The organism is Rhizobium sp. Leaf306, from assembly GCF_001423425.1.
GTDB lineage: Bacteria > Pseudomonadota > Alphaproteobacteria > Rhizobiales > Rhizobiaceae > Neorhizobium > Neorhizobium soli.
The window spans coordinates 342,842-363,492 of record NZ_LMNX01000003.1 but is presented as its reverse complement, the minus strand read 5'-3'; the positions used below and the strand labels follow the sequence as shown (position 1 = coordinate 363,492).

At 59.6% G+C, this 20,651-nt stretch carries 20 protein-coding genes; 11 read left to right on the top strand and 9 right to left on the bottom strand.

Going from position 1 to position 20,651, the window contains the following annotated elements:
- The first annotated feature begins 130 nt into the window (after nucleotides 1-130).
- Together ASG19_RS15115 and ASG19_RS15110 are read left to right on the top strand one after the other, a co-directional pair.
- Nucleotides 131-1,315, top strand: coding sequence for a glycosyltransferase family 4 protein (locus ASG19_RS15115; RefSeq protein WP_062458973.1), 1,185 nt, complete (start codon nucleotides 131-133; stop codon nucleotides 1,313-1,315).
- A 6-nt stretch (nucleotides 1,316-1,321) separates the two neighbouring features.
- Complete coding sequence (locus ASG19_RS15110; RefSeq protein WP_156466524.1) at nucleotides 1,322-2,905, top strand: hypothetical protein; 1,584 nt, start codon at nucleotides 1,322-1,324, stop codon at nucleotides 2,903-2,905.
- A gap of 57 nt (nucleotides 2,906-2,962) precedes the next feature.
- On the opposite strand, the gene ASG19_RS15105 is transcribed toward ASG19_RS15110, so the two are convergent.
- From ASG19_RS15105 to ASG19_RS15065, 9 genes are all read right to left on the bottom strand, one after another.
- Nucleotides 2,963-3,721 carry a WecB/TagA/CpsF family glycosyltransferase gene (locus ASG19_RS15105; RefSeq protein WP_062458967.1) on the bottom strand — a complete coding sequence of 253 codons (759 nt, stop codon included), beginning with the start codon at nucleotides 3,719-3,721 and terminating at the stop codon, nucleotides 2,963-2,965.
- 685 nt (nucleotides 3,722-4,406) lie between these two features.
- A complete protein-coding gene (locus ASG19_RS15100) occupies nucleotides 4,407-4,928 on the bottom strand; it encodes a flavin reductase (protein WP_062458964.1) in 522 nt (173 codons plus the stop codon).
- 39 nt (nucleotides 4,929-4,967) lie between these two features.
- Nucleotides 4,968-5,747 carry a pyrimidine utilization protein D gene (gene rutD, locus ASG19_RS15095; RefSeq protein ID WP_062458961.1) on the bottom strand — a complete coding sequence of 260 codons (780 nt, stop codon included), beginning with the start codon at nucleotides 5,745-5,747 and terminating at the stop codon, nucleotides 4,968-4,970.
- 4 nt (nucleotides 5,748-5,751) lie between these two features.
- On the bottom strand, nucleotides 5,752-6,138 hold the full coding sequence (gene rutC / locus ASG19_RS15090) for a pyrimidine utilization protein C (RefSeq protein WP_062458958.1): 387 nt from the start codon (nucleotides 6,136-6,138) through the stop codon (nucleotides 5,752-5,754).
- 26 nt (nucleotides 6,139-6,164) lie between these two features.
- The gene (rutB, locus tag ASG19_RS15085; RefSeq protein ID WP_062458955.1) at nucleotides 6,165-6,899 is read right to left on the bottom strand and encodes a pyrimidine utilization protein B; all 735 of its coding nucleotides are present in this window, start codon (nucleotides 6,897-6,899) and stop codon (nucleotides 6,165-6,167) included.
- Entirely contained in the window at nucleotides 6,896-7,987 is a 1,092-nt protein-coding gene (gene rutA / locus ASG19_RS15080; RefSeq protein ID WP_062458952.1) for a pyrimidine utilization protein A, read from the bottom strand. Before rutA ends, rutB begins: the two co-directional genes overlap by 4 nt.
- Before the next feature lie 211 nt (nucleotides 7,988-8,198).
- Complete coding sequence (locus tag ASG19_RS15075; RefSeq protein ID WP_062458949.1) at nucleotides 8,199-9,017, bottom strand: bifunctional allantoicase/(S)-ureidoglycine aminohydrolase; 819 nt, start codon at nucleotides 9,015-9,017, stop codon at nucleotides 8,199-8,201.
- Nucleotides 9,018-9,093: 76 nt separating this feature from the next.
- Nucleotides 9,094-10,626 carry an altronate dehydratase family protein gene (locus ASG19_RS15070; protein WP_062458946.1) on the bottom strand — a complete coding sequence of 511 codons (1,533 nt, stop codon included), beginning with the start codon at nucleotides 10,624-10,626 and terminating at the stop codon, nucleotides 9,094-9,096.
- A 55-nt stretch (nucleotides 10,627-10,681) separates the two neighbouring features.
- Nucleotides 10,682-11,368: a FadR/GntR family transcriptional regulator gene (locus tag ASG19_RS15065; RefSeq protein WP_062458943.1), complete on the bottom strand. Its 687-nt coding sequence runs from the start codon at nucleotides 11,366-11,368 to the stop codon at nucleotides 10,682-10,684.
- Between the two features lie 220 nt (nucleotides 11,369-11,588).
- Between ASG19_RS15065 and ASG19_RS15060 the strand changes: the two genes are divergently transcribed.
- From ASG19_RS15060 to ASG19_RS15020, 9 genes are all read left to right on the top strand, one after another.
- Nucleotides 11,589-13,181: a sugar ABC transporter ATP-binding protein gene (locus ASG19_RS15060; protein ID WP_062458939.1), complete on the top strand. Its 1,593-nt coding sequence runs from the start codon at nucleotides 11,589-11,591 to the stop codon at nucleotides 13,179-13,181.
- The gene (locus ASG19_RS15055; protein WP_062458936.1) at nucleotides 13,174-14,202 is read left to right on the top strand and encodes an ABC transporter permease; all 1,029 of its coding nucleotides are present in this window, start codon (nucleotides 13,174-13,176) and stop codon (nucleotides 14,200-14,202) included. The genes ASG19_RS15060 and ASG19_RS15055 overlap by 8 nt, the downstream gene beginning before the upstream one ends.
- Before the next feature lie 85 nt (nucleotides 14,203-14,287).
- Nucleotides 14,288-15,229, top strand: a complete 942-nt coding sequence (locus ASG19_RS15050) for an ABC transporter substrate-binding protein (RefSeq protein WP_062458933.1) — start codon at nucleotides 14,288-14,290, stop codon at nucleotides 15,227-15,229.
- A 74-nt stretch (nucleotides 15,230-15,303) separates the two neighbouring features.
- Nucleotides 15,304-16,317 (top strand): aldo/keto reductase, encoded by a 1,014-nt coding sequence (locus ASG19_RS15045; protein WP_062458930.1) that lies wholly within the window; start codon nucleotides 15,304-15,306, stop codon nucleotides 16,315-16,317.
- A gap of 3 nt (nucleotides 16,318-16,320) precedes the next feature.
- Complete coding sequence (locus tag ASG19_RS15040) at nucleotides 16,321-17,142, top strand: amidohydrolase family protein (RefSeq protein ID WP_062458927.1); 822 nt, start codon at nucleotides 16,321-16,323, stop codon at nucleotides 17,140-17,142.
- A gap of 1 nt (nucleotide 17,143) precedes the next feature.
- A complete protein-coding gene (locus ASG19_RS15035) occupies nucleotides 17,144-18,154 on the top strand; it encodes a zinc-binding alcohol dehydrogenase family protein (protein ID WP_062458924.1) in 1,011 nt (336 codons plus the stop codon).
- Nucleotides 18,155-18,165: 11 nt separating this feature from the next.
- Entirely contained in the window at nucleotides 18,166-18,495 is a 330-nt protein-coding gene (locus ASG19_RS15030) for an L-rhamnose mutarotase (protein WP_062458922.1), read from the top strand.
- A 25-nt stretch (nucleotides 18,496-18,520) separates the two neighbouring features.
- Complete coding sequence (locus ASG19_RS15025) at nucleotides 18,521-19,252, top strand: SDR family oxidoreductase (protein ID WP_062458919.1); 732 nt, start codon at nucleotides 18,521-18,523, stop codon at nucleotides 19,250-19,252.
- 76 nt (nucleotides 19,253-19,328) lie between these two features.
- The gene (locus tag ASG19_RS15020) at nucleotides 19,329-20,606 is read left to right on the top strand and encodes an L-fuconate dehydratase (protein WP_062458917.1); all 1,278 of its coding nucleotides are present in this window, start codon (nucleotides 19,329-19,331) and stop codon (nucleotides 20,604-20,606) included.
- The last annotated feature ends 45 nt before the right edge of the window (nucleotides 20,607-20,651 follow it).

The following is a 20,651-nucleotide window of genomic DNA, read 5'->3' as shown; positions in this document are numbered from 1 at the left end:
CGTCCGCGCCTCACGACTTCCAAGAAAATCCCAGTAATACGCAGTATCGTTCGAAAGCTAAGTATCGTGTTTAGCCTCTCTTGAGCTTTCGCTGTCTTTATCGTCACTATACGAGTGAACCGGAAAACCTATGGCCGAGAGCGCGCAGCGACGTCCGACACGTCTTCTCTTTATCCAGACGCAAGCTGAAGCAGCGGGCGCTCAGGAGATCACGCGCCTTCTCGCCGAACAGCTGTCGAAACCAGCGATTTCCGGACAGCCCGAATTCGAGGCGCATCACCTGTTCCTCTATCGCAAGACCAGCGGCTGCGACCACTTCGAAAATGCGCATTTTGCGGCAGATCCGAGACCGCAGGGGATTTCGCAGAACCTCGCCATGCTTCGTCGTCTGTCGCAGCTCGTGCGCACGATAAAGCCCGACGTGATGCTGACCTTTCAGCATTTCGGCAATGTTGTCGCTGCTCCGGTCGGTCGCTTGCTCGGTGTACCACTGATCATTGCCAACCACGTCTCACCGCAGGCGACGATTTCCTGGCCGGTCGCCCTCGTCGATAAGCTGCTTGGCCTTGCCGGCTGCTACGACGAGATCACTGTAAATTCGAAGGCCACCTGGCTGGACTACCAAGGACACCCGGCATCCTACAAGCGTCGACTGACCTATGTTCCGCACGGCTTTGCCGACAGAACCGTTTCGATGACGCAGCAGGAAGCGCGGGCAAAATTCGGCCTTCCAGCCGACGTCCCGATCATCGGAAGCGTCGCCCGTCTCAACGCCATCAAACGAATTGATCTCGCCATCAGATTGTTGCCGGTCATGCCAGATGTCCATCTGGCACTGGCAGGTCAGGGACCGGAAGCGCCGCGACTGCGAGCTCTCGGCGCAGAACTCGGCGTTTCGGATCGGCTTCATTTCGCAGGCGAGATGCCGTCCAGCGAAATCGGCGCCTTCCTGAAAAGCCTCGACGTCTTCGTTTTCCCGACGTCTGGAGAGACGTTCGGCCTCGCGCCGGTGGAAGCCGCTCAGGCCGGCATTCCGGTTGTGAGTTCCGACCTGTCCGTCATGCGAGAAGTCTTGCAGGTCAGGGGAGAGCCCTGTGCCCTTTTCGTCGATACGACCGATACGGCGTCATTTGCAAAAGCAGTTCGCGCTGTACTTTCCGATCCCCTTCTGCGGCAAAGGCTATCGGAGTGCGGGCAGCGGCTGCGCGAACAACACTCGCTCGATGCAATGGTCGACGGCTACCGGCGCCTGATCCGGCGACAGCCGAAAACATCGGAAGACAGGTTGCAGGCGTCCGGACAGCTTCAGAAATAAATGACGATGGACAGCGTTTCAAACTCCGTCCCTCCGCTGACCATCGAGATTGTGGCGGAGCGCTCGTCCACATCGGCGTGGATACAGTGGCTCTGCCGTCGGCTTGAGCAGCGCGCCGCCGGTACCACGGTGCGCCTTCAATTGGTCCAAGGGGCTGATCAGGCAGCGCAGCCTGCCCTCGAAAGCCTTTTGCAGCTTGAGAAGATGGTGCTTCGACGCCATCAGCCGTGCCTCTGCGACCGTATTGAGCCGGATGCGCTGGCGGACTGGCGAACCCGGTCAGACAACGCAGCTCCGGATATTGTCATCGACCTCACATCGAACCGAAGCGCATCCCCCCGATCGACACGGATCTATCGGCCGTTGTTCAACGGCCACGCCGGTGAATTCAGTCTCGCTTCGGCGCTGTTTTTCGAGGGAACACCGCATATCGAGATTGAGTGCACCCTGCCTTCCGGCGAGCGCTGGATTGTTGCCGATGGCTTTGCGTCCCTCGAAGCTGCGGCTGGTATCGGTGGCGCGATGGAAGCCGTTTGGTCACGGACAGCCATCCTTCTCATCAAGGCTTTGCCGGAAGAACCGCGCGCGCCGCGTATTGCAGACAACACGGCCCAGCCACACGCACGCGCTATCAGCCGCAAAGCGGTGACTGTTCGTAGCGCCAAGATGCTGGCATCTGCCGCGGCCCGCGCTGCCTATCGGCTATGCTGCCACGCTCCCCACTGGCGGATCGGCTGGCGTCGGGTCACCTCTGACAATGACGTTTGGCAACGACGCGACCTCGGCGGGACACCCTGGCAGGTTCTCGCGGACCCAATCGACCATTTTTACGCAGACCCGTTTCCGTTTCGTTGGCAGGGCAAGGACTATCTCTTCTTCGAGGATCTTGATCAGAAGACCCAGAAGGGCATCATCAGCGTCGTCGAGTTTGACGAACAAGGACGGCCGGGCCCAGCCATCCCTGTTCTGGAAGAGGCCTGGCATCTGTCTTATCCGTTCCTCATCGAAGCGGATGGTGAGATCTGGATGGTTCCGGAGGCGTCTCTCAGCGGCGAGATTTCCATCTACAGGGCAACGCGCTTTCCGTTCGGCTGGGAAAAACACGCGACACTTGTTTCCGGCATCGAGGCCGCCGATGCGACAATCATCCAGCACGCGGGAAAGTTCTGGATGTTCGCTGTGACAAGGGATGGTATCGGCGGCTATTCCGATACGCTCTGCTTATGGTCGGCGGAAACGCTTCTCGGCCCCTGGCGACCGCACGCCGCGAACCCGCTTGTCATCAACGACCGATCCGCGAGACCCGCGGGCAACATGATATGGCGCGACGGCAAACTCCTGCGTCCCGTGCAGGATTGCCGCAACGGCTATGGGGCAGCTTTGAGCCTTGCCGAAGTGACGCGCCTGGATGACGAACGGTTCGATCAGGTGATCGTAAAGCACTTGAGCCCCGGCAAGCACTGGCCCGGCCGAAAGCTGCATACGCTGAATGGCAATGGTTACATGGAAGCGATCGACGGAAGCATTATCCGCCCGAAATGGTCGTTCGCGGCCGGCATCGTCGACAGCTTCTACAAACCTGGCGCGTGACGCGCGGCTCGTGATGAGCGCATCAATGACCTGCCTTCATCGGAAGTCAGCACCCGATCAATTCGAGTGGGTAAACAGCGCTCGAATGGCAGCCGGGTTCGACAGCAGATACCGCATCGTCAGGCGGCGTGGCTCATTATACATCCGGTAGGCCCACTCCAACCCGTACCGCTGCATCCACAACGGCGCGCGGGCGTTTTTCCCCGAGACGAAGTCGAATAGACCGCCTGATGTCTTGATCACACCGACAGATCGCAACCGGTCGATGTTCCGGCTGACAAAGGCCTGCTCAAGCGGAAAGCCCAACCCGATCCATAGAATATCGGGCTTGCTTGCCTGGATGTCGGCGATCACCGCATCCTCTTCGCCACGCTTGAAGTAGCCGTTTCTGCGCCCAGCGAATGTGAGGTTTGGATACCTGGTCCGCATTGCGGCGACTGCCTTGGCGTTGACCTCTTCGGTTCCGCCGAGAAAATAGAAACTGACACCTGCCCGCTCTGCCTTGACTGCCACGGAATGCACGAGATCGGTCGTCGCGATCCGTTCGGATACAGGATGCGACGAAAACATTCTGGAATACATGATCATGGGCATGCCATCGGCGTGGATCTGGTCGGCTTCCAGCATCAAATCCTGAAAGTCGGCCTTCTTCGCGCACATCGCGATCACCTGTCCGTTTGCCGAGGTGGAATAGAACGGCTTGGCACTGCTGCCCCGGTGAAGGAGCGCTTCATCGATGAAACCCTGCGCCGCCTCATCCATGCTGCAGCGGACAACGGGAAGACCGCCAAGCAGCGTCGTGGGCCAGTGGCCCATCGTGCTTTCCTGTGCGTAAACGTCGCCAGGATGTAGTGATGGCTTACCCATATCTGCCTCGTTTGAAGGTCAGACCACGGCTTGCGGGGACCTTTCTCCGATGAGATATAGCCCTCGCCGTCCATCACTCAATTGATATGTAGTGCGATAGTTAATTCTGAAACAATGTCAGAACTCGTTGAAAAACAACGCGAATGAGGTGGTTGATATTCACTCAGATGCTTACCAAAAAGGACCATGCACGAGGGTGTGCGTTCCAATTCGGGACAGCCTTGCCGTTCACCTGAAAAGCGTCGATCCATGAGAATCAGAGTGCTTGAACGCTGACCGTACGGGACCCCGAGACATATTCGCGCGGCATTCTCGGTAACCCGGTCGGTCGCAGACGATCTTGATGACGGGATCGGTTTAAAGTCTGCCGGTGAACATCGATTTTCTACCGCAGAAGAAACGTCTTAACGGTTGCCATTTCTGTACGCGTTCCGGCGGCTTTTCCGCTGCTGCTTCCGGCGGTCGCGCGCCGTATAGACGACCGCCGCGACGACAATCGCGATTTCCGCGACAGCTGCCAGGCACCACATTGTGCTTCCCATGAACTCCTGCCCTTACGTTCAGACCATGCGCTTTGACCTTGGGCGATCATCCGAGCATTGCTCGTCTGAATAAACCCCAATGTCACTCCCCACTAAAGCGCGTGATACTTTCGATCGAGATAGATAAGCGACTGACCAGCCTTTGGCTGCACCGTGGTGAGCACTTCGCAGATCAGGATGTCATGCGTGTGACCGTCGGCAACGGACACAACGCGGCAATCGAAACAGACGAGAGCGTCGTCGAGTGCCGGGCTGCCCGTTGTTAGTGGCGCCCACGTTGCTCCGGCAAACCGTTCATCGACGGGCGTCTTGCCCCCGAAAAGCTGGCTGAGGTCTGCATGGTCGGCCGAGAGGACGTTGACGCAGAGGACGCCGTTTTCCTTAAGCGGCAAATAGGCGCTCGAGGTTCGGTTGAGGCAAACGAGAAGCGTCGGGGGACTGTCGGAAACGCTGCAGACAGCGGTTGCGGCAAATCCGGCACGGCCACCCGGTCCATCCGTGGTGACGATATGAACGGCGGCGCCTAGGCGCGACATCGCGTTTCGAAAGTTCATCCGTGCGTCAACGACTTCTGGATTAACGTCGAGCGCAGGGGCAGATGCATTCACGGACATGGCTATCTCAAAACTTTCAGCTCGAGCGTACAGATGAAATCAAACCCGGCTTAGAAAATCTACCACGAGTTTGTTGAATTTCGGTGCATCAACGATATTCACCGCATGTGCGCCGAAATCCAGCAAAGCGAGTTCGGCATGGGGCATCATGTTCGAAAGCCGTACCGAGCGGGTGTAGGGCACAAGGAGATCATCCTTCGTGGCGACCAGCAAGGTCTGATGGGTGATTTCGGCAAGCCGGTCGCCGATGTCGAAGCTTCTCAGAGCCGCAATGCGCCTCATGATATTCTGCTCGCCCTGAAAATGGGCCGCTGCATGCGCCTCCTCGGCATTCATGCGTTCGGCGTTTTCAGACATCCAGACGGCCGGATAGAGAAACAGCGGTTGCGCCTTCACGAAGGCCGGGACGCCGGAGTTTTTGAGAAGCGCAATCCGCACGTCGAAACAGCGGCCGGAATGCGGATCGGCCTTGTCCCATGCATTGATCAGCACAAGCCTGTCGATCACCTCCGGCTGGCGTGCGGCGATCTCGAGCCCGATTAGACCACCAAGCGCATGGCCCATGAAGCTGAATGTCTTGAGGCCGAGCTCTTCCGCGAGCTTCATGACGTCATCCGCCATGGCCGCGATGCCGCCTTGCTCGGGCACATCGCCAGGGGAACGGCCAGTTCCCAAGTGATCGTAGGTGATCACCCGGAAGTGCTCGGAAAGCGCCTCGATCTGCGGCGTCCAGTAGGCGCCGCTGCCGCCGAGGCCGGAGGACAGGATGATGGTCGGCGCGTCCTCTCCCGACGCGCCGTGAATGTCGTAATGAACCATGCCGCTACTTGCCGATATGGGCGACGGTGGCGATCTCGACGAGAGCATCCGGCTTAACCAGGCCGCACTGCACGCAATACCTGGCGGGCTTGTCGCCTGGGAAATACTCCGCGTAGACCTTGTTCACGGCCTGGTAATTTGCCCAGTCGGTGATGAAGATATGGTTCATCGTGACATCCTCCATCGTGCCGCCGGCGGTCTCGATGACGGATTTGATGACCTCCAGGACGTGACGTGTCTGTGCTCCGGCATCACCCACATGGACGACGTCGTTGTTCTTGTCGAAGGGCAAAGTCCCCGAGACGTAGACAATGCCGTCTGCCAGCGTTCCCGGCGAATAGGGCGCGATCGGCTTCTGGGTTCCTTCCGGAACGATGATCGACTTTGGCATTCCGTTCTCCTCTTTGTTTTTCAAATTCACATATCGGTCGGAGCGGCCTGGCTGATGGCGCCACAGAAATCATTGACGGTCGCGACCCAGCCGAAGAATTTCTCGACATTGTAGACGGTCGCCTGCTGAATGAAGTCAGGTCCCAGGTGGTGGGTCGCATCCTCCAGCATCACGCCGAAATATTCGAGGTGGAAAGCGTCTCTCAGCGAGCTTTCGACGCAGACATTGGTGGCAATGCCGACGAAGACGAGATTGCGGATGCCGCGTGCGCGCAGAACGCTGTCCATATTGGTGTTGAAGAAGCCCGAGTAGCGGGTCTTCGGCACAAGGATGTCGCCCGGCTTCGGCTGCAGCTCGTCTACGATCGCGTAATCCCAGGTGCCCTTGGCAAGCAGTTGGCCCTGCAGTTCCGGCCGCGCCCGCATAGTCTTCAGTGCATTCGACTTGTGCCAGTTGGGAGAACCGGGGCCGCCGGCTTCCACATAGTCCTTGTCCCAGCCGTTCTGGAAATAGATAACCTGCACGCCGTTCTCGCGCGCTGCATCCAGCGTCTTCTTGATATTCGCGATCGTGCCCTTGGCGCCGGCGATGTCGAAGCCGGCGAGATCGACATAGCCGCCTTCTGTCGAATAAGCGTTCTGCATGTCGACGACGACGACAGCGGTTTCCGATGGCTTCATCGAGATCGGTTCCGGTCGTGCGGGAAGCGTCACGCTTTCCAGACGGCTTGCCGGTGCCTGATATCCTGCGACAACAGTCATTCCGCAGCCTCCAGTTCCATCTTGATGTGCTGGCGGCTCTTCATCAGCGGCTGCACGAACTGTCCGAATTTTTCGATGCCTTCGAGAAAATCGTCGAAGGTCAGCATGACACCACCGGTGCCCGGCACTTCCGCCATTTCGTCCAGCATCGCCGCGACTTCGGCGTAGGAGCCGATGATCGTTCCCATGTTGATGTTGACCGCCGAAACCGGGTTTGCCATGTGGCGGACATTGGTATCGGAGCCGGACTTGGTATCAACAGCGCTCTGGAGGCCGAGCCACTTGATCGCGTCCTGATCGGCACCGGCCTTGTAGTGCTCCCACTTGGCCCAAGCGTCTTCGGATTTCTCCTCGGCAAGAACCATGGTCAGCACGAACGAGCGCACGTCGCGGCCGGTCTTTTCTGTGGCTGCCAGCAGCCGTTCGTTGGTCGGCGCAAAGGCCTTCGGTGTGTTGACGCCGACGCCGAAGCAAAAGCTGTAATCGGCATATTCCGCCGAGAATGCCATGCCGGCATTGGATGAGCCCGCGCAGATCACCTTCACATCCCCTTCCGGGATCGGCTTCATGCGGCAGTCGTCCATCTGGAAATACTTGCCCTTGAGATCCGACTGACCGGTGGTCAGCAGTTCCTTCAGAACGGTCGTGTATTCGCCGAGATAGGCATAGCGATCGGCGAAATAGTCGTCGCCGGGCCAGAGCCCCATCTGGCTGTATTCGGGGCGCTGCCAGCCGGTGATCAGATTGATGCCGAAGCGTCCGCCGGAAATGCTGTCGATCGTCGTTGCCATGCGCGCAACGATTGCCGGTGGCATGATCAGTGTTGCGGCCGTGCCGAACAGTTTGATCTTGGACGTGACGGCGGCAAGGCCTGCCATCAGCGTGAAGGATTCCAGATTGTAGTCCCAGAATTCCGTCTTGCCGCCGAAGCCGCGCAGCTTGATCATCGACAGCGCGAAATCAAACCCGTATTTTTCGGCCTTGAGCGTGATTTCCTTGTTCAGCTCGAACGACGGCTTGTACTGCGGTGCGTTTTCCGAAAGCAGCCAACCGTTGTTGCCGATTGGGATGAAGACTCCGACTTCCATATTCCGATCCTTCCATGCTGGATTTCCAGACAATGCGATAAACAGAACGGACGCAAGCTACGTGCCAGTTGTAGCCTCTCATAAGTTTCAATGACTTGCCAGACGGAGCCTCAAAGATATTTTATCGGCTGATAAATTTTTGACCATTTGATAAATTTTTCGGTGGGAGATCTGCCGAAGCCGTGTGCAGCAACGGCTTCGGCAGATCCCGTTACAGTGCGGGATGCCGGTTGACGTCCTTGTAGAGCAGGTAGCGGAAGCGACCGGGACCACCGGCATAGCAGGCCTGCGGGCAGTAGGAGCGCAGCCACATATAGTCGCCGGCTTCCACCTCGACCCAATCCTGGTTCAGGCGGTAGACGGCCTTGCCTTCGAGAACATAGAGCCCGTGTTCCATGATGTGGGTTTCCATGAACGGGATCACCGCACCCGGCTCGAAGGTGACGATGTTGAGGTGCATGTCATAGCGGATGTCTGAGGGATCGATGAAGCGGGTCGTCGCCCATTTGCCGTCCGTATCGGGCATGGGGTCGAGCACGCAGTCGTCCTCATGGGTAAAGATCGCCGGTGGCAGGTCCAGACCATCGACCACCTGGAACGCCTTGCGAACCCAGTGGAACCGCACCGGAGCGCCACTGCGGTTCCAGATCTGCCATTTCGAGCCTGCGGGCAAATAGGCAAACGATCCGGTCCGCAACTGGTTTTGCTGGCCATCCATCTCCATCGTCATCTCGCCATCCACGACGAAGATGGCGGCCGAGGCGCGCGGGTCGGGCTCGGGACGAGCGCTACCGCCCTGCGGCGCGACTTCCATGATGTATTGCGCAAAGGTTTCTGCGAAACCGGAGAGCGGCCGGGAAATGATCCAGGCGCGCGCATTCTCCCAATGCGGCAGCGTGCTGGTGACGATGTCGCTCATGACAGTACGCGGAATGACCGCATAGGCGGTTGTGAACACCGCCTTGCTGCTGAGAAGGTTCGTTTGGGGCGGCAGGCCACCCACATTCGAAAAATAACGGCTAGTCGTCATGCGCTGCGATTCCCCATGCTTGGCTTATCGCTCAGGTGTAAGCACGGTTTTCACGACGGGCAATATCCGTTTTCCGTCAGGTGACGGCGCCGACCTGCCATGGCACGAATTCGTTGTCGCCATAGTCGTAGATCTCGCTCACGGTCTTTTCGCCTGACGCGACAGCGATCACATGCTCGAAAATACGCTCGCCGGACTGCTCGATCGTCTCGTCCCCGGTGACGATCCCTCCGCAGTTGATGTCCATGTCTTCCTTCATGTGCTCGTACATTTCGGAATTGGTGGCGATCTTGACGCAAGGGGCCGGCTTGAAGCCGGAGACAGAGCCGCGTCCGGTGGTGAAGCAGATGACGTTGCAGCCGCCGGCGACCTGGCCGGTCACGGCGACCGGATCATAGCCGGGCGTGTCCATGAAGACGAAGCCCTGCTCTGTCACCGTCTCGGCAAACTCGTAGACCGCCTTCAGCGGCATGGAGCCACCCTTGGCGACAGCACCGAGTGACTTCTCGAGAATGGTCGTGAGACCGCCAAGCTTGTTGCCGTAGGAGGGATTGTTGTTCAGCTCGTCACCGTTGCGCGCCGTATAGTCGCGCCACCAATCGATGCGCGACAGAAGCTTCTGCGCGACCTCAGGTGTCGACGCGCGACGCGTCAGCAGATGTTCTGCACCGTAGATCTCAGGCGTTTCGGCAAGAACGGTCGTGCCGCCATTGCGGACGATCAAATCCGAAGCATGGCCGAGTGCCGGGTTTGCAGAGATACCCGAATAGCCATCCGAGCCGCCGCATTCGAGAGCAAGCTTCAGCTTCGACAAGGGCTGCTCGGTGCGCACGGCGGAATTCACCATGGGCAGCATTTCCTTGATGATGGCGATCGCGGCGTCGATCGTCTTCTTGGTCCCGCCATGCTGCTGAATCGTCATCGTCCGCAGCCGCTCGCCCTCTTCCATACGGTAATGTTCGAGGATCGGTGCGATCTGGTTGGTCTCGCAGCCGAGGCCGATCATCAGGATCCCACCGAAATTGGGATGACGGGCATAGCCCTGGATGGTGCGGATCAGCAGGCGATAGCCTTCCGACTTGTTGTTGATCGCGCAGCCGCTGCTATGCGTCAGCGCCACGACGCCGTCGATATTGCCGAACCCGTCCAACCCACCCATGCGGTTGAAATAGTCCGCAATGTAACGGGAGACGGTGGCGGAACAGTTCACCGAAGAAATGATGCCGATGTAGTTGCGCGTTCCGGCGCCGCCGAGGCCGCGATCGAAACCCATGAACGTCCGGCGCTGCTCGAGCGGCAAAAGGGCGCGGTCGCCACCATCGACGCAGAACTGGTGCTCATGGGTGGATGGGAGCATGGCCAGATTGTGCAGGTGCACGTGATTGCCGGGCGCGATGTCCTGCGTCGCAAGACCGATCACCTGGCCATATTTCTTGACTTCCTGGCCGGCCGCAATCGCCCTGAGCGCAACCTTGTGGCCACGGCCGATCAGATCGCGCGCCATCAAGGCCTCGATACCAACGGGCGAACCCTGCTGGATCGACCGGCGGGCAACGGCAACGTCATCGGCAGTATTGAGCACGATGACCGGGGATGTCATGTCATTCATAATGGACCTCCTCCCTGGAGGTATCAAAATCGGGGTTGGTTTTGGTTTTCCGCTGCTAGTGGTCAAGCCAGCGGCGTTTCGATTCCTCCAGATGCATGCGCATCATTGCCTGGGCTAGCAGCCCGTCACGCGCCTCCAGCGCGGTCAGGATTTCCTCATGCTCCGCGAGGGCGCAACTCCATGTTTCCGGTGTTTCGAAATGCTCCCGAAGCTGGGCGGAAAGAGGGCTGTGCCGATCGTCAAACAGATCGCCTATGATGCGGCCAATGACACTGTTTCCCGACTGGGTGGCGATCGTCAGGTGGAACTGGCGATCCTGGTCGACCGGTTTGCGGCCTTCCTCTATCTCGATCGCCATCGCGTCGAGCGTTTGACGAAGCGTAGCAAGCGCCTCCGGCGTGATGCGCGCGCAGGCAAGAACGATGGCGGCACCCTCGATTGTCGCACGCGCCTGCATCAGCTCGGCCGGGCTCTCTCCCATGGACCCCGACCATGCAGCGCGCCGCTCGGCGGCCGGAACGACATAGACGCCAGACCCCATGCGGATCTCGACAGTGCCGTCCAGTTCAAGCGCGATCAACGCCTCGCGTAGCGAGGGGCGCGACACACCAAGCTGCTGCGCAAGCTCGCGTTCCGCCGGCAGGCGCTGGCCGAAACGAAACTGCCCATTCTGCACCAAGCCGCGGATCTGGTCTGCGATCTGTTGATAAAGCCGGCGTTCCGGGATCCGAATTCCGTTCATAAGCGCTCCAAAACTGGCCTTACCATATTGCCTGACCGTTGAACTGGCAAGGCCAATGGCGACAGCTATATGTCCCGTAAAGCTTAGAAAATACAAATTTCGCCCTTCGCCACGAAACTGGCTTGACCATTTTGGTAAGGCCGCCTAGCAATATTGGCCAGACCGGATGGGTGGAGCTGACCGGCAGTCGCAAACTTGCGACAAGAGGAGGATGTGGAGGATGCAGACCGATCATTCGGTACTCGAGGCGCGTTTGCGCCCGGCCGTTGGCGTGCCAGCAGCTGACGCACTTCTGCGGCTCGACAACATCTCAAAGGAATTTCCGGGCGTCAAAGCTCTGGCCGACGTCAGCTTCGACCTTCGTCGCGGCGAAGTGCATGCCGTGTGCGGCGAAAACGGTGCGGGCAAATCAACGCTGATGAAGATCATCAGCGGCGTTTATCAGCCCACATCCGGAACCATCACCTACAAGGGCGAAGAGCGGAATTTCTCGTCGACGCGGCAGTCCGAATCCGCTGGCATCGCCATCATCCACCAGGAACTCAATCTCGTTCCGCATCTGACCGTCGCCGAAAACATCTATCTGGCCCGCGAGCCCCGCCGCGGCTTTCTGGTCGATCGCAAGAAGCTTCGGGCAGATGCCAAACGCTGCCTCGACCGGCTCGGTGTGGATATCAGCCCTGATGTCTCCGTCCGTGGGCTTTCCGTGGCGCAGTGCCAGATGGTGGAGATCGCCAAGGCATTGTCGCTGGATGCGGAAGTGCTGATCATGGACGAGCCGACCTCGTCTCTGACCGAGCAGGAAACGCGGCTTCTGTTCAAGGTCATCCGTGATCTCAAGGCATCCGGCGTCGGGGTCGTCTACATTTCCCACCGGCTTGACGAGATGGCCGAGATCGTCGATCGCGTGACGGTGCTGCGCGATGGTCGTTACATCGCCACAGACGATTTTGCCGCGACGACCGTCGATGACATCGTCGCCAAAATGGTCGGCCGCTCGCTGGAAGAAAAGTTTCCTGACAGGACCTCGACGCCGAGTGACGACGTCATTCTCGGCGTGCAAGGTCTCAATCGCACCGGTGTCTTCAGCGACATCTCGTTCACGCTTCGACGCGGCGAAATTCTGGGCTTTGCAGGCCTGATGGGTGCCGGGCGCACGGAAGTCGCACGCGCAATCTTCGGCGCCGATGCGATCGATGCCGGGACAATAACCCTGCATGGTCAGACGCTGTCGATCTCCTCCCCGCGGGACGCGATCGATGCGGGCATTGCCTACCTCTCGGAAGACCGCAAGGCGCAGGGACTGGCGATCAAGATGCCTGTTGATGCAAACATGACGCTTGCCAATATGGAAGCGCTCTCCGATCGCCTGGGACTGATCGACTTCAAGGCGCAGGACAAGGTCGCCAACGAATACGTCGACCTCCTCAACATCCGCACGCCGTCGATCCGGCAGCAGGTGCGGCTTCTCTCGGGCGGTAACCAGCAGAAGATCATCATCGGCAAATGGCTTTTCCGCAAGTCGAAGGTCCTGTTCTTCGATGAGCCAACCCGCGGCATCGACGTGGGCGCCAAGCTCGCGATCTACAGGATCATGGACGAACTGGCGGCAAACGGCATCGGCGTCGTGCTGATCAGTTCGGAACTGCCCGAAATCATGGGCATGACGGACCGGGTTGCGGTCTTTCATCATGGCCGCATCACCGGCGTGCTGGAAACGGCAAAGACCAACCAGGAAGAGATAATGCGCTACGCCTCCGGCTACAGCCGGACATCAGGTGCGGACGCTGGCGCAAGGAGCAAGCATGGCTGATATTACCGAACCCTCGAAGTCGCGCAGTGTTTCGCTGAGCGACCGGCAAAAGGACATCATCCAGAAGTTTGCAGCGCTCGGCAGCCTGTTCGTTCTGGTGCTGGTGTTCTCCTTCAGCAGCAACGCCTTCTTCACCGTCAACAATGCGATGACAATCGCCTTGCAGGTCACCTCAATTGCTCTTCTCGGTATCGGCGCCACCTGCGTCATCATTACCGGCGGCATCGATTTGTCCGTCGGCTCGGTGCTTGCGCTCGCGGGCGTCGTCGCGGCTCTCTGCGTGAAAGAGCTCGGCCTGCCGGTTCCGCTCGGCATGTTCGTCGGCATTCTGGTCGGCAGCCTTTGTGGCCTGATTAACGGCATTCTGGTGACCCAGATGAAACTGCCGCCCTTTATCGCGACGCTCGGCATGATGCTGATCGCCCGCGGCGTGGCGCTTCAGATTACCGGTGCCCGCGCCGTTTCCGGCCTCGGCGAATCCTTCGGCGTGCTTGGCAACGGCTCGTTGTTTCGCGTCGTCACCATCGGCGACGACGGCTTCCCGACCGTGGTCTTCCCGGGCATTCCCTATCCGGTCATCCTGATGATCGTGATCGCGATCGCCGTGTCTTTCATGCTGAACCGCTCCGTGCTCGGCAGGCATATCTATGCCGTCGGTTCGAATGCGGACGCGGCCCGTCTTTCCGGCGTCAATGTCGCCCGCGTGACCAATTTCACCTACATATTGTCAGGCACGCTCGCTGGTTTGACCGGTTGCGTGCTGATGTCCCGCCTCGTGACGGCCCAGCCGAACGAAGGCGTCATGTACGAACTCGATGCAATCGCCAGCGCCGTCATCGGCGGCACCTCGCTGATCGGCGGTGTCGGCACGATTTCCGGAACGGCGATCGGCGCCTTCGTCATCGGCATCCTGCGCAACGGGCTCAACATGAACGGCGTTTCCGCCTTCACACAGCAGATCATCATCGGCCTCGTCATCCTGATCACCGTCTGGATCGATCAATTGCGCAACCGCCGGTGAAGAAGGGTGCGGACCCTTTCCGCGACAATGGGGGTGGGAGTTCCCCGGGGCGGCGAAAACGCCGTCCGTTTGAGGAGGATTGAACATGAAGAAACTAGCAACCGCGTTGCTTGCCTCGGCGATGATCTTGGGTGCGGCTTCCGCACAGGCAGCCGAGATCGCCGTCATCGTCAAGACCGTCAACTCGACCTTCTGGCAGAACGTCCAGAAGGGCGCTGATGCCGCCATGAAGGAAGTCGGCGCCGGTAATACGATGACCTTCCAGGGTCCGGCTTCGGAATCGGCGATCGCCGACCAGGTCAACATGGTCGAAAACGCCGTCAATCGCGGCGTCGCCGGCATCGTGCTTGCGCCGTCCGATCCAGATGCGCTGATCCCTGCCGTGAAGAAGGCCTGGGAAGCCCGTATTCCGGTCGTGATCGTGGACTCGATGCTGAGCAAGGGGTCGGAACAGTATTACCAGTCGTTCCTCGCGACCGACAACAAGACCGCCGGCGAACTGGCTGCCAAGGCGCTGATCGGCAAGGTCGGCACTGAAGGCAAGATCGCCGTCATGTCCTATGTGGCAGGTGCCGGCTCTGAGATCGGCCGCGTCGGTGGCTTCACAGACTATATCAAGGCAAACTCGAAGCTCCAGATCGTCGGCCCGTTCTACTCGCAGTCGCAGATGGCGACGGCGTTGAACCAAACCACGGACGTTCTGGCCGCAAATTCCGACCTTAAGGGCATCTTCGGCGCCAATGAGCCGACGGCAATCGGCATGGGCCGCGCCATCAAGCAGTCCGGCAAATCCGGCAAGCTCGTCGCGATCGGCTTCGACGGTAACCAGGATCTGCAGGAATTCGTCAAGGACGGCACGCTTCAGGCGATCGCAGTCCAGGGCTCGTTCCAGATGGGCGATCTCGGCGTCAAGACGATCTCCAAGCTCCTGAAAAAGGAAAAGGTCGAGAAGTTTGTCGATACGGGTGTCGTCGTCGTCACCAAGGACAACATCGACAAGCCGGAAGCCAAGAACGTTCTCTACTAAGCCTCCCCGCCTCGATACGCGTCGCGAATGGCGCGTATCGTCTTTCTCTGCAGTGATAAAATGAAGGTTGCCCGATGAACGCCAGTGATACCCGCAAATTCCCGCGTGTCGATTTGGATGTGACGCTGATCGGCCTCGGCTGCGCCCAGATGGGCAACCTTTATCGCGTCACACCCTATGCGGAATCCGCTGGCGCTTTTAAGTCCGCGTGGGATGCCGGTATCCGCTATTTCGACACCGCACCCTTCTACGGCTACACCCGCTCCGAACGCCGCCTTGGCACGATGCTGACCGATCTTCCCCGCGAAGACTATGTGCTGAGCACCAAGGTCGGGCGCGTCATGACGCCGGATGAGACGGTTGGTCCGGAAGAGGACGGCTACGCCGAACCCCTGCCCTTTCGTCCTGTCTACGACTACAGCTATGACGGCATTCTGCGGTCCTTCGAGGCAAGCCAGCAGCGCCTTGGGATCCTGAAGCCGGACATCCTCTACATCCACGATATCGGTCGCATGACGCATGGCGACCGCCACGACCATTACTGGCAGCAACTGACCGATGGCGGCGGCTTCAAGGCGCTGGGCAAATTGCGGGATGAAGGGTCGACCAAGGCTGTCGGCCTCGGCGTCAACGAATGGGAAGTCGTCGCCGACGCGATGAAGGTTTTCGACATCGATTGCACGATGCTGGCCGGTCGCTACACGCTGCTTGAACAGGACAGCCTCGGCTTCATGGATGAATGCGCGAAGCAAGGTGTTGCAATCGTTGCCGCGGGACCGTTCAATTCCGGGCTGCTCGCCGGCAACAAGAAGTTCAACTATACCGAAGCGCCGGCTGAGATCCTTGCGCGCGTCGAACAGTTGCGTGCCGTCTGCGAGGAAGAAGGCGTGACGCTTCAGGCGGCCGCACTTCAGTTCCCGCTGGCGCATCCGGCTGTCGCGACGATCGTCTCCGGCGCCCGCAATGCCGAACAGATCACCTCGAATGTGGACTGGTTTGCCGAGGAAATCCCTGCATCCTTCTGGTCGCGCCTGAGCGAAAGCGGGCTTCTGGCCGAAGGCACCCCTCTACCCGGCATCGGAGCCTGATCGATGCGGATCGATGCCCACCAGCATTTCTGGCGGATCGCCGACCGGACCGGCCAATGGCCAGGGCCGGAGCTTGAGGCCATTCACCGGGATTTCCTGCCGGACGATCTGCGGCCGTTGCTGGAAGAGGCCGGCGTCGATGGCACCGTGCTGGTGCAGACGATGGAGACGCAAGCCGATACGCAGTTCATGCTGGATCTAGCCGACAACCACCCTTTCATCCTGGGCGTGGTCGGCTGGACGGATTTAAAAGCATCGGATGTGCAGGAGAATATTCGACAGCTGGCAAGCCACAGTAAGCTGAAGGGTTTCCGCCCGATGCTGCAGGACATGGGCGATGACCGGTGGATCGACGATCCCGCGCTGGACGTCGGTATCGCGACGATGATCGAACATGATCTGGTGTTCGATGCGCTTGTTCTGCCGAGGCATCTGGCACCGCTTTGCAACTTCGCGCGGCGCCATCAGAAACTTCAGATCGTCATCGACCACGGCGCCAAGCCGCCGATCGCCGAGGGCCGGTTTATCGACTGGTATGCCCGCATGAAAGCGCTGGCGGCCCTGCCGAACGTCCATTGCAAGCTATCGGGCCTTCTGACCGAAGCGGGAGACCAGAAGCCGCAATCCGTGCGCCCCTATGCGGAAACGATCTTCGACCTGTTCGGACCGGATCACGTCATCTGGGGCAGCGACTGGCCGGTCCTGAGGCTTGCCGGGGAATACGGTGCGTGGCTCCGGCAATGCCTGGACATCGTTCCGGCAGAGCACCATTCAGCCGTCTTCGGCGGCAATGCCAAACGTTTCTATCGACTGAAAGAGATCTAGGATGCTGACTATCATATGCGATGAACCGGGCAAACTTTCGGCGATCGAGCGGGACAAGCCCGCACGTGGCGAAGGCGAGGTCCTTCTGAAGGTCCGCCGTATCGGCGTCTGCGGCACCGACCTGCATATCTTCACCGGCAACCAGCCCTATCTTTCCTATCCGCGCGTGATGGGCCACGAACTGGCGGCAACCGTCGAAGAAGCGGCTGAGGGAAGCTCGCTCAACGTAGGCGATATCGTTTCGATCATACCCTACATTTCCTGTGGCCACTGCAACGCATGCCTGAAGGGCAAGACCAACTGCTGCCGCAATATCGGTGTGCTCGGCGTCCATCGCGATGGCGGCATGACGGAATATCTGAGCATTCCCGAGCAGTTCGCGGTGAAGGCAGACGGACTGACCCTTGATCAGGCTGCTATGGTCGAGTTTCTGGCGATCGGCGCACATGCGGTCGCCCGCGCACGGGTCGAAAAGGGTCAGAAGGTTCTCGTCGTCGGCGCCGGCCCGATCGGCCTATCGGTCGCAATTTTTGCGCAGCTCGAAGGTGCCGAGGTAACTGTCATCGACGGTCGTGAAGACAGGCTCGATTTTGCGAAGAGCCAGTTGGGCATCGCGTCCACCGTCCCGCTTTCCGATGACGACACCGACCAGCTTTCCGCGATCACCAACGGTGACTTCTTCGACGCGGTGTTCGATGCGACCGGCAACCCGAAGGCGATGGAGCGCGGCTTCTCCTTTGTCGGACACGGCGGCACCTATGTCCTGGTGTCGATCGTCTCCAGCACGATCGGCTTTTCGGATCCCGAGTTTCACAAGCGCGAAACGACGCTTCTCGGCAGCCGCAACGCGACGATTGCGGACTTCGAGCGGGTGATGGACGCGATGCGCGCCGGCGATGTTCCGGATGCCTTGATTACGCACCGCATGCACCTTTCGGATGTGCCGGACCGGTTTTCCAAACTGACGGATCCCGCGCAAGCGGTGGTCAAGGCGCTCATCGAAGTCGCCTGAGGAGTAAAGTCATGCAGCGCATGGGAATGATGATCGGCGTGCAGCCGGAGATGCTCGCAAAGTATCGGGAACTGCACGCGGCGGTGTGGCCCGAAATCCTCGACTTGATTTCTCGCTGCAACATCAGGAACTATACGATCTTCCTGCGCGAACCGGAAAACCTCCTGTTCGGCACATGGGAATATCACGGCACCGATTTCGCAGCTGACATGGCGCTGATGGCGGCCGACGAGAAGAACCAGGAATGGTGGGCCTTTACCATTCCCTGCCAGAAGCCTTTGGAAACGAGGGCCGAGGGCGAATGGTGGGCGATGATGGAAGAGGTTTTCCATCATGATTGACGCGCAAACGGGAGAGTTGAAGTCGATGGCAAGTCTGAATGGCAAGACAGTTCTGATCACCGCTGCGGGTCAGGGGATCGGCCGCGCCAGTGCGCTTGCCTTCATCGCTGCAGGCGCCAAGGTTCATGCCACCGATATCAACGAGACGGCTCTTTCCGAGTTGCCGAAGTTCGACAACCTGACATCGGCAAAGCTCGACGTGCTGAACGAGGACGCGGTCAAGGCCTGCATCTCTGATATCGGTCAGGTCGATGTGCTCTTCAACTGCGCAGGCGTCGTGCACGCCGGTTCGGTGCTGGAGATGCCGGATAGCGATCTCGATTTCGCTTTCGATCTCAACGTGCGCGCCATGATCCGCACGATCCGTGCCGTGCTGCCGGGCATGCTGGAGCGCAAGGATGGCGCCATCATCAACATGGCATCGGTCGCTTCCAGCGTGAAGGGCGTGCCGAACCGCTTCGCCTATGGCGTGACCAAGGCGGCTGTGATCGGACTGACGAAATCGGTCGCGGCCGACTACGTGACGCAAGGCATCCGCTGCAATGCGATCTGCCCGGGTACGGTGGAAAGCCCGTCGCTGCAGGACCGCATGCGCGCCCAGGGCGATTATGAGACCGCCCGTGCCGCCTTCATCGCCCGCCAGCCGATGGGCCGTCTTGGATCGCCGGAAGAGATCGCCGATCTCGCCGTCTATATTGCCACGGCCACCTATACGAGCGGACAGGCCTTCGCCATCGACGGCGGCTGGACCATCTGAGCCTTTCAATCCTCTGCCGTCGTTTACGGCGCACAACCCGATCATCTTGAACCGCCGATCAGCGGAAGGAATAGCTATGGCCAAAGTTATCGATATGCGGGTTGTCGACCTGCGCTTTCCGACCTCGCAGAGCCTCGACGGTTCCGATGCCATGAACCCGGATCCGGATTATTCGGCAGCCTACGTGATCCTCGAAACCGACGATCCAGCGCTTAAGGGTCATGGCCTCACCTTCACGATCGGCCGCGGCAACGACATCTGCTGCATGGCGATCGAGGCGATGCGCCATCTCGTGGTCGGTGCCGATACGCAGGTGATGAAGGCCAATCCGGGGAAATTCTGGCGGCACCTGACCGGCGACAGCCAGTTGCGCTGGATCGGCCCGGACAAGGGTGCCATGCATCTTGCGACCGGCGCCGTCGTCAACGCCTTCTGGGATCTTCTGGCCAAGGAAGAAGGCAAGCCGGTGTGGCGGCTGGTGGCGGACATGTCGCCGGAAGAGATCGCCGATATCGTCGACTATCGCTATCTCACGGATGTCCTGAACCGCGACGAGGCTCTTGCCATTCTCAGGAAAGCAGAGGCCGGGAAAAAGGAGCGGATCGCCATTCTCGAAAGCAGGGGTTATCCCTGCTACACGACCTCCGCCGGCTGGCTCGGCTATGATGACGAGAAGCTGCGCAGGCTTTGCCAGGAAGCGATCGACGCCGGTTTCGATCATATCAAAATGAAGGTCGGACGCGACCTGGAAGACGACATTCGCCGCCTGACCATCGCGCGCGAGGTGATCGGCCCCGACCGTTACCTGATGATCGATGCCAACCAGGTCTGGGAGGTCGATCAAGCGATCGACTGGGTCAACAAGCTCGCCTTCTCCAAGCCCTTCTTCATCGAGGAGCCGACCAGCCCGGATGATATTGCCGGTCACCGCAAGATCCGCCAGGCGATCGGGCCGGTGAAGGTCGCAACCGGCGAGATGTGCCAGAACCGCATCATGTTCAAGCAGTTCATCGCCGAGGGCGCGATCGATATCGTACAGATCGACAGCTGCCGCATGGGCGGGCTGAACGAGGTGCTTTCCGTCCTATTGATTGCCGCCAAATATGGCCTCCCGGTCTGGCCGCATGCCGGCGGCGTCGGCCTTTGCGAATATGTCCAGCATCTCTCGATGATCGACTACGTTGCGGTGTCCGGCACGATGGAAGGCCGCGTCATCGAGTATGTCGATCACCTGCACGAGCATTTCCTCGAACCCTGCGTCATCGAGAACGCCGCCTATATGCCGCCGAAAATGCCCGGCTTCTCGATCGAGATGAAGGCGGGGACGCTGGAGGAATTCCGCTTCGGACGTTGAGGGCGATGGCGGTCTCTGTTACTCCCGGGTGATTGCGTCGCTTGA

Coding starts and splice junctions, on each gene's coding strand:
- ASG19_RS15115 (WP_062458973.1), top strand. CDS start 131: ATGGCCGAGAGCGCGCAGCGACGTCCGACACGTCTTCTCTTTATCCAG.
- ASG19_RS15110 (WP_156466524.1), top strand. CDS start 1,322: ATGGACAGCGTTTCAAACTCCGTCCCTCCGCTGACCATCGAGATTGTG.
- ASG19_RS15105 (WP_062458967.1), bottom strand. CDS start 3,721: ATGGGCCACTGGCCCACGACGCTGCTTGGCGGTCTTCCCGTTGTCCGC.
- ASG19_RS15100 (WP_062458964.1), bottom strand. CDS start 4,928: ATGTCCGTGAATGCATCTGCCCCTGCGCTCGACGTTAATCCAGAAGTC.
- rutD (WP_062458961.1), bottom strand. CDS start 5,747: ATGGTTCATTACGACATTCACGGCGCGTCGGGAGAGGACGCGCCGACC.
- rutC (WP_062458958.1), bottom strand. CDS start 6,138: ATGCCAAAGTCGATCATCGTTCCGGAAGGAACCCAGAAGCCGATCGCG.
- rutB (WP_062458955.1), bottom strand. CDS start 6,899: ATGACTGTTGTCGCAGGATATCAGGCACCGGCAAGCCGTCTGGAAAGC.
- rutA (WP_062458952.1), bottom strand. CDS start 7,987: ATGGAAGTCGGAGTCTTCATCCCAATCGGCAACAACGGTTGGCTGCTT.
- ASG19_RS15075 (WP_062458949.1), bottom strand. CDS start 9,017: ATGACGACTAGCCGTTATTTTTCGAATGTGGGTGGCCTGCCGCCCCAA.
- ASG19_RS15070 (WP_062458946.1), bottom strand. CDS start 10,626: ATGAATGACATGACATCCCCGGTCATCGTGCTCAATACTGCCGATGAC.
- ASG19_RS15065 (WP_062458943.1), bottom strand. CDS start 11,368: ATGAACGGAATTCGGATCCCGGAACGCCGGCTTTATCAACAGATCGCA.
- ASG19_RS15060 (WP_062458939.1), top strand. CDS start 11,589: ATGCAGACCGATCATTCGGTACTCGAGGCGCGTTTGCGCCCGGCCGTT.
- ASG19_RS15055 (WP_062458936.1), top strand. CDS start 13,174: ATGGCTGATATTACCGAACCCTCGAAGTCGCGCAGTGTTTCGCTGAGC.
- ASG19_RS15050 (WP_062458933.1), top strand. CDS start 14,288: ATGAAGAAACTAGCAACCGCGTTGCTTGCCTCGGCGATGATCTTGGGT.
- ASG19_RS15045 (WP_062458930.1), top strand. CDS start 15,304: ATGAACGCCAGTGATACCCGCAAATTCCCGCGTGTCGATTTGGATGTG.
- ASG19_RS15040 (WP_062458927.1), top strand. CDS start 16,321: ATGCGGATCGATGCCCACCAGCATTTCTGGCGGATCGCCGACCGGACC.
- ASG19_RS15035 (WP_062458924.1), top strand. CDS start 17,144: ATGCTGACTATCATATGCGATGAACCGGGCAAACTTTCGGCGATCGAG.
- ASG19_RS15030 (WP_062458922.1), top strand. CDS start 18,166: ATGCAGCGCATGGGAATGATGATCGGCGTGCAGCCGGAGATGCTCGCA.
- ASG19_RS15025 (WP_062458919.1), top strand. CDS start 18,521: ATGGCAAGTCTGAATGGCAAGACAGTTCTGATCACCGCTGCGGGTCAG.
- ASG19_RS15020 (WP_062458917.1), top strand. CDS start 19,329: ATGGCCAAAGTTATCGATATGCGGGTTGTCGACCTGCGCTTTCCGACC.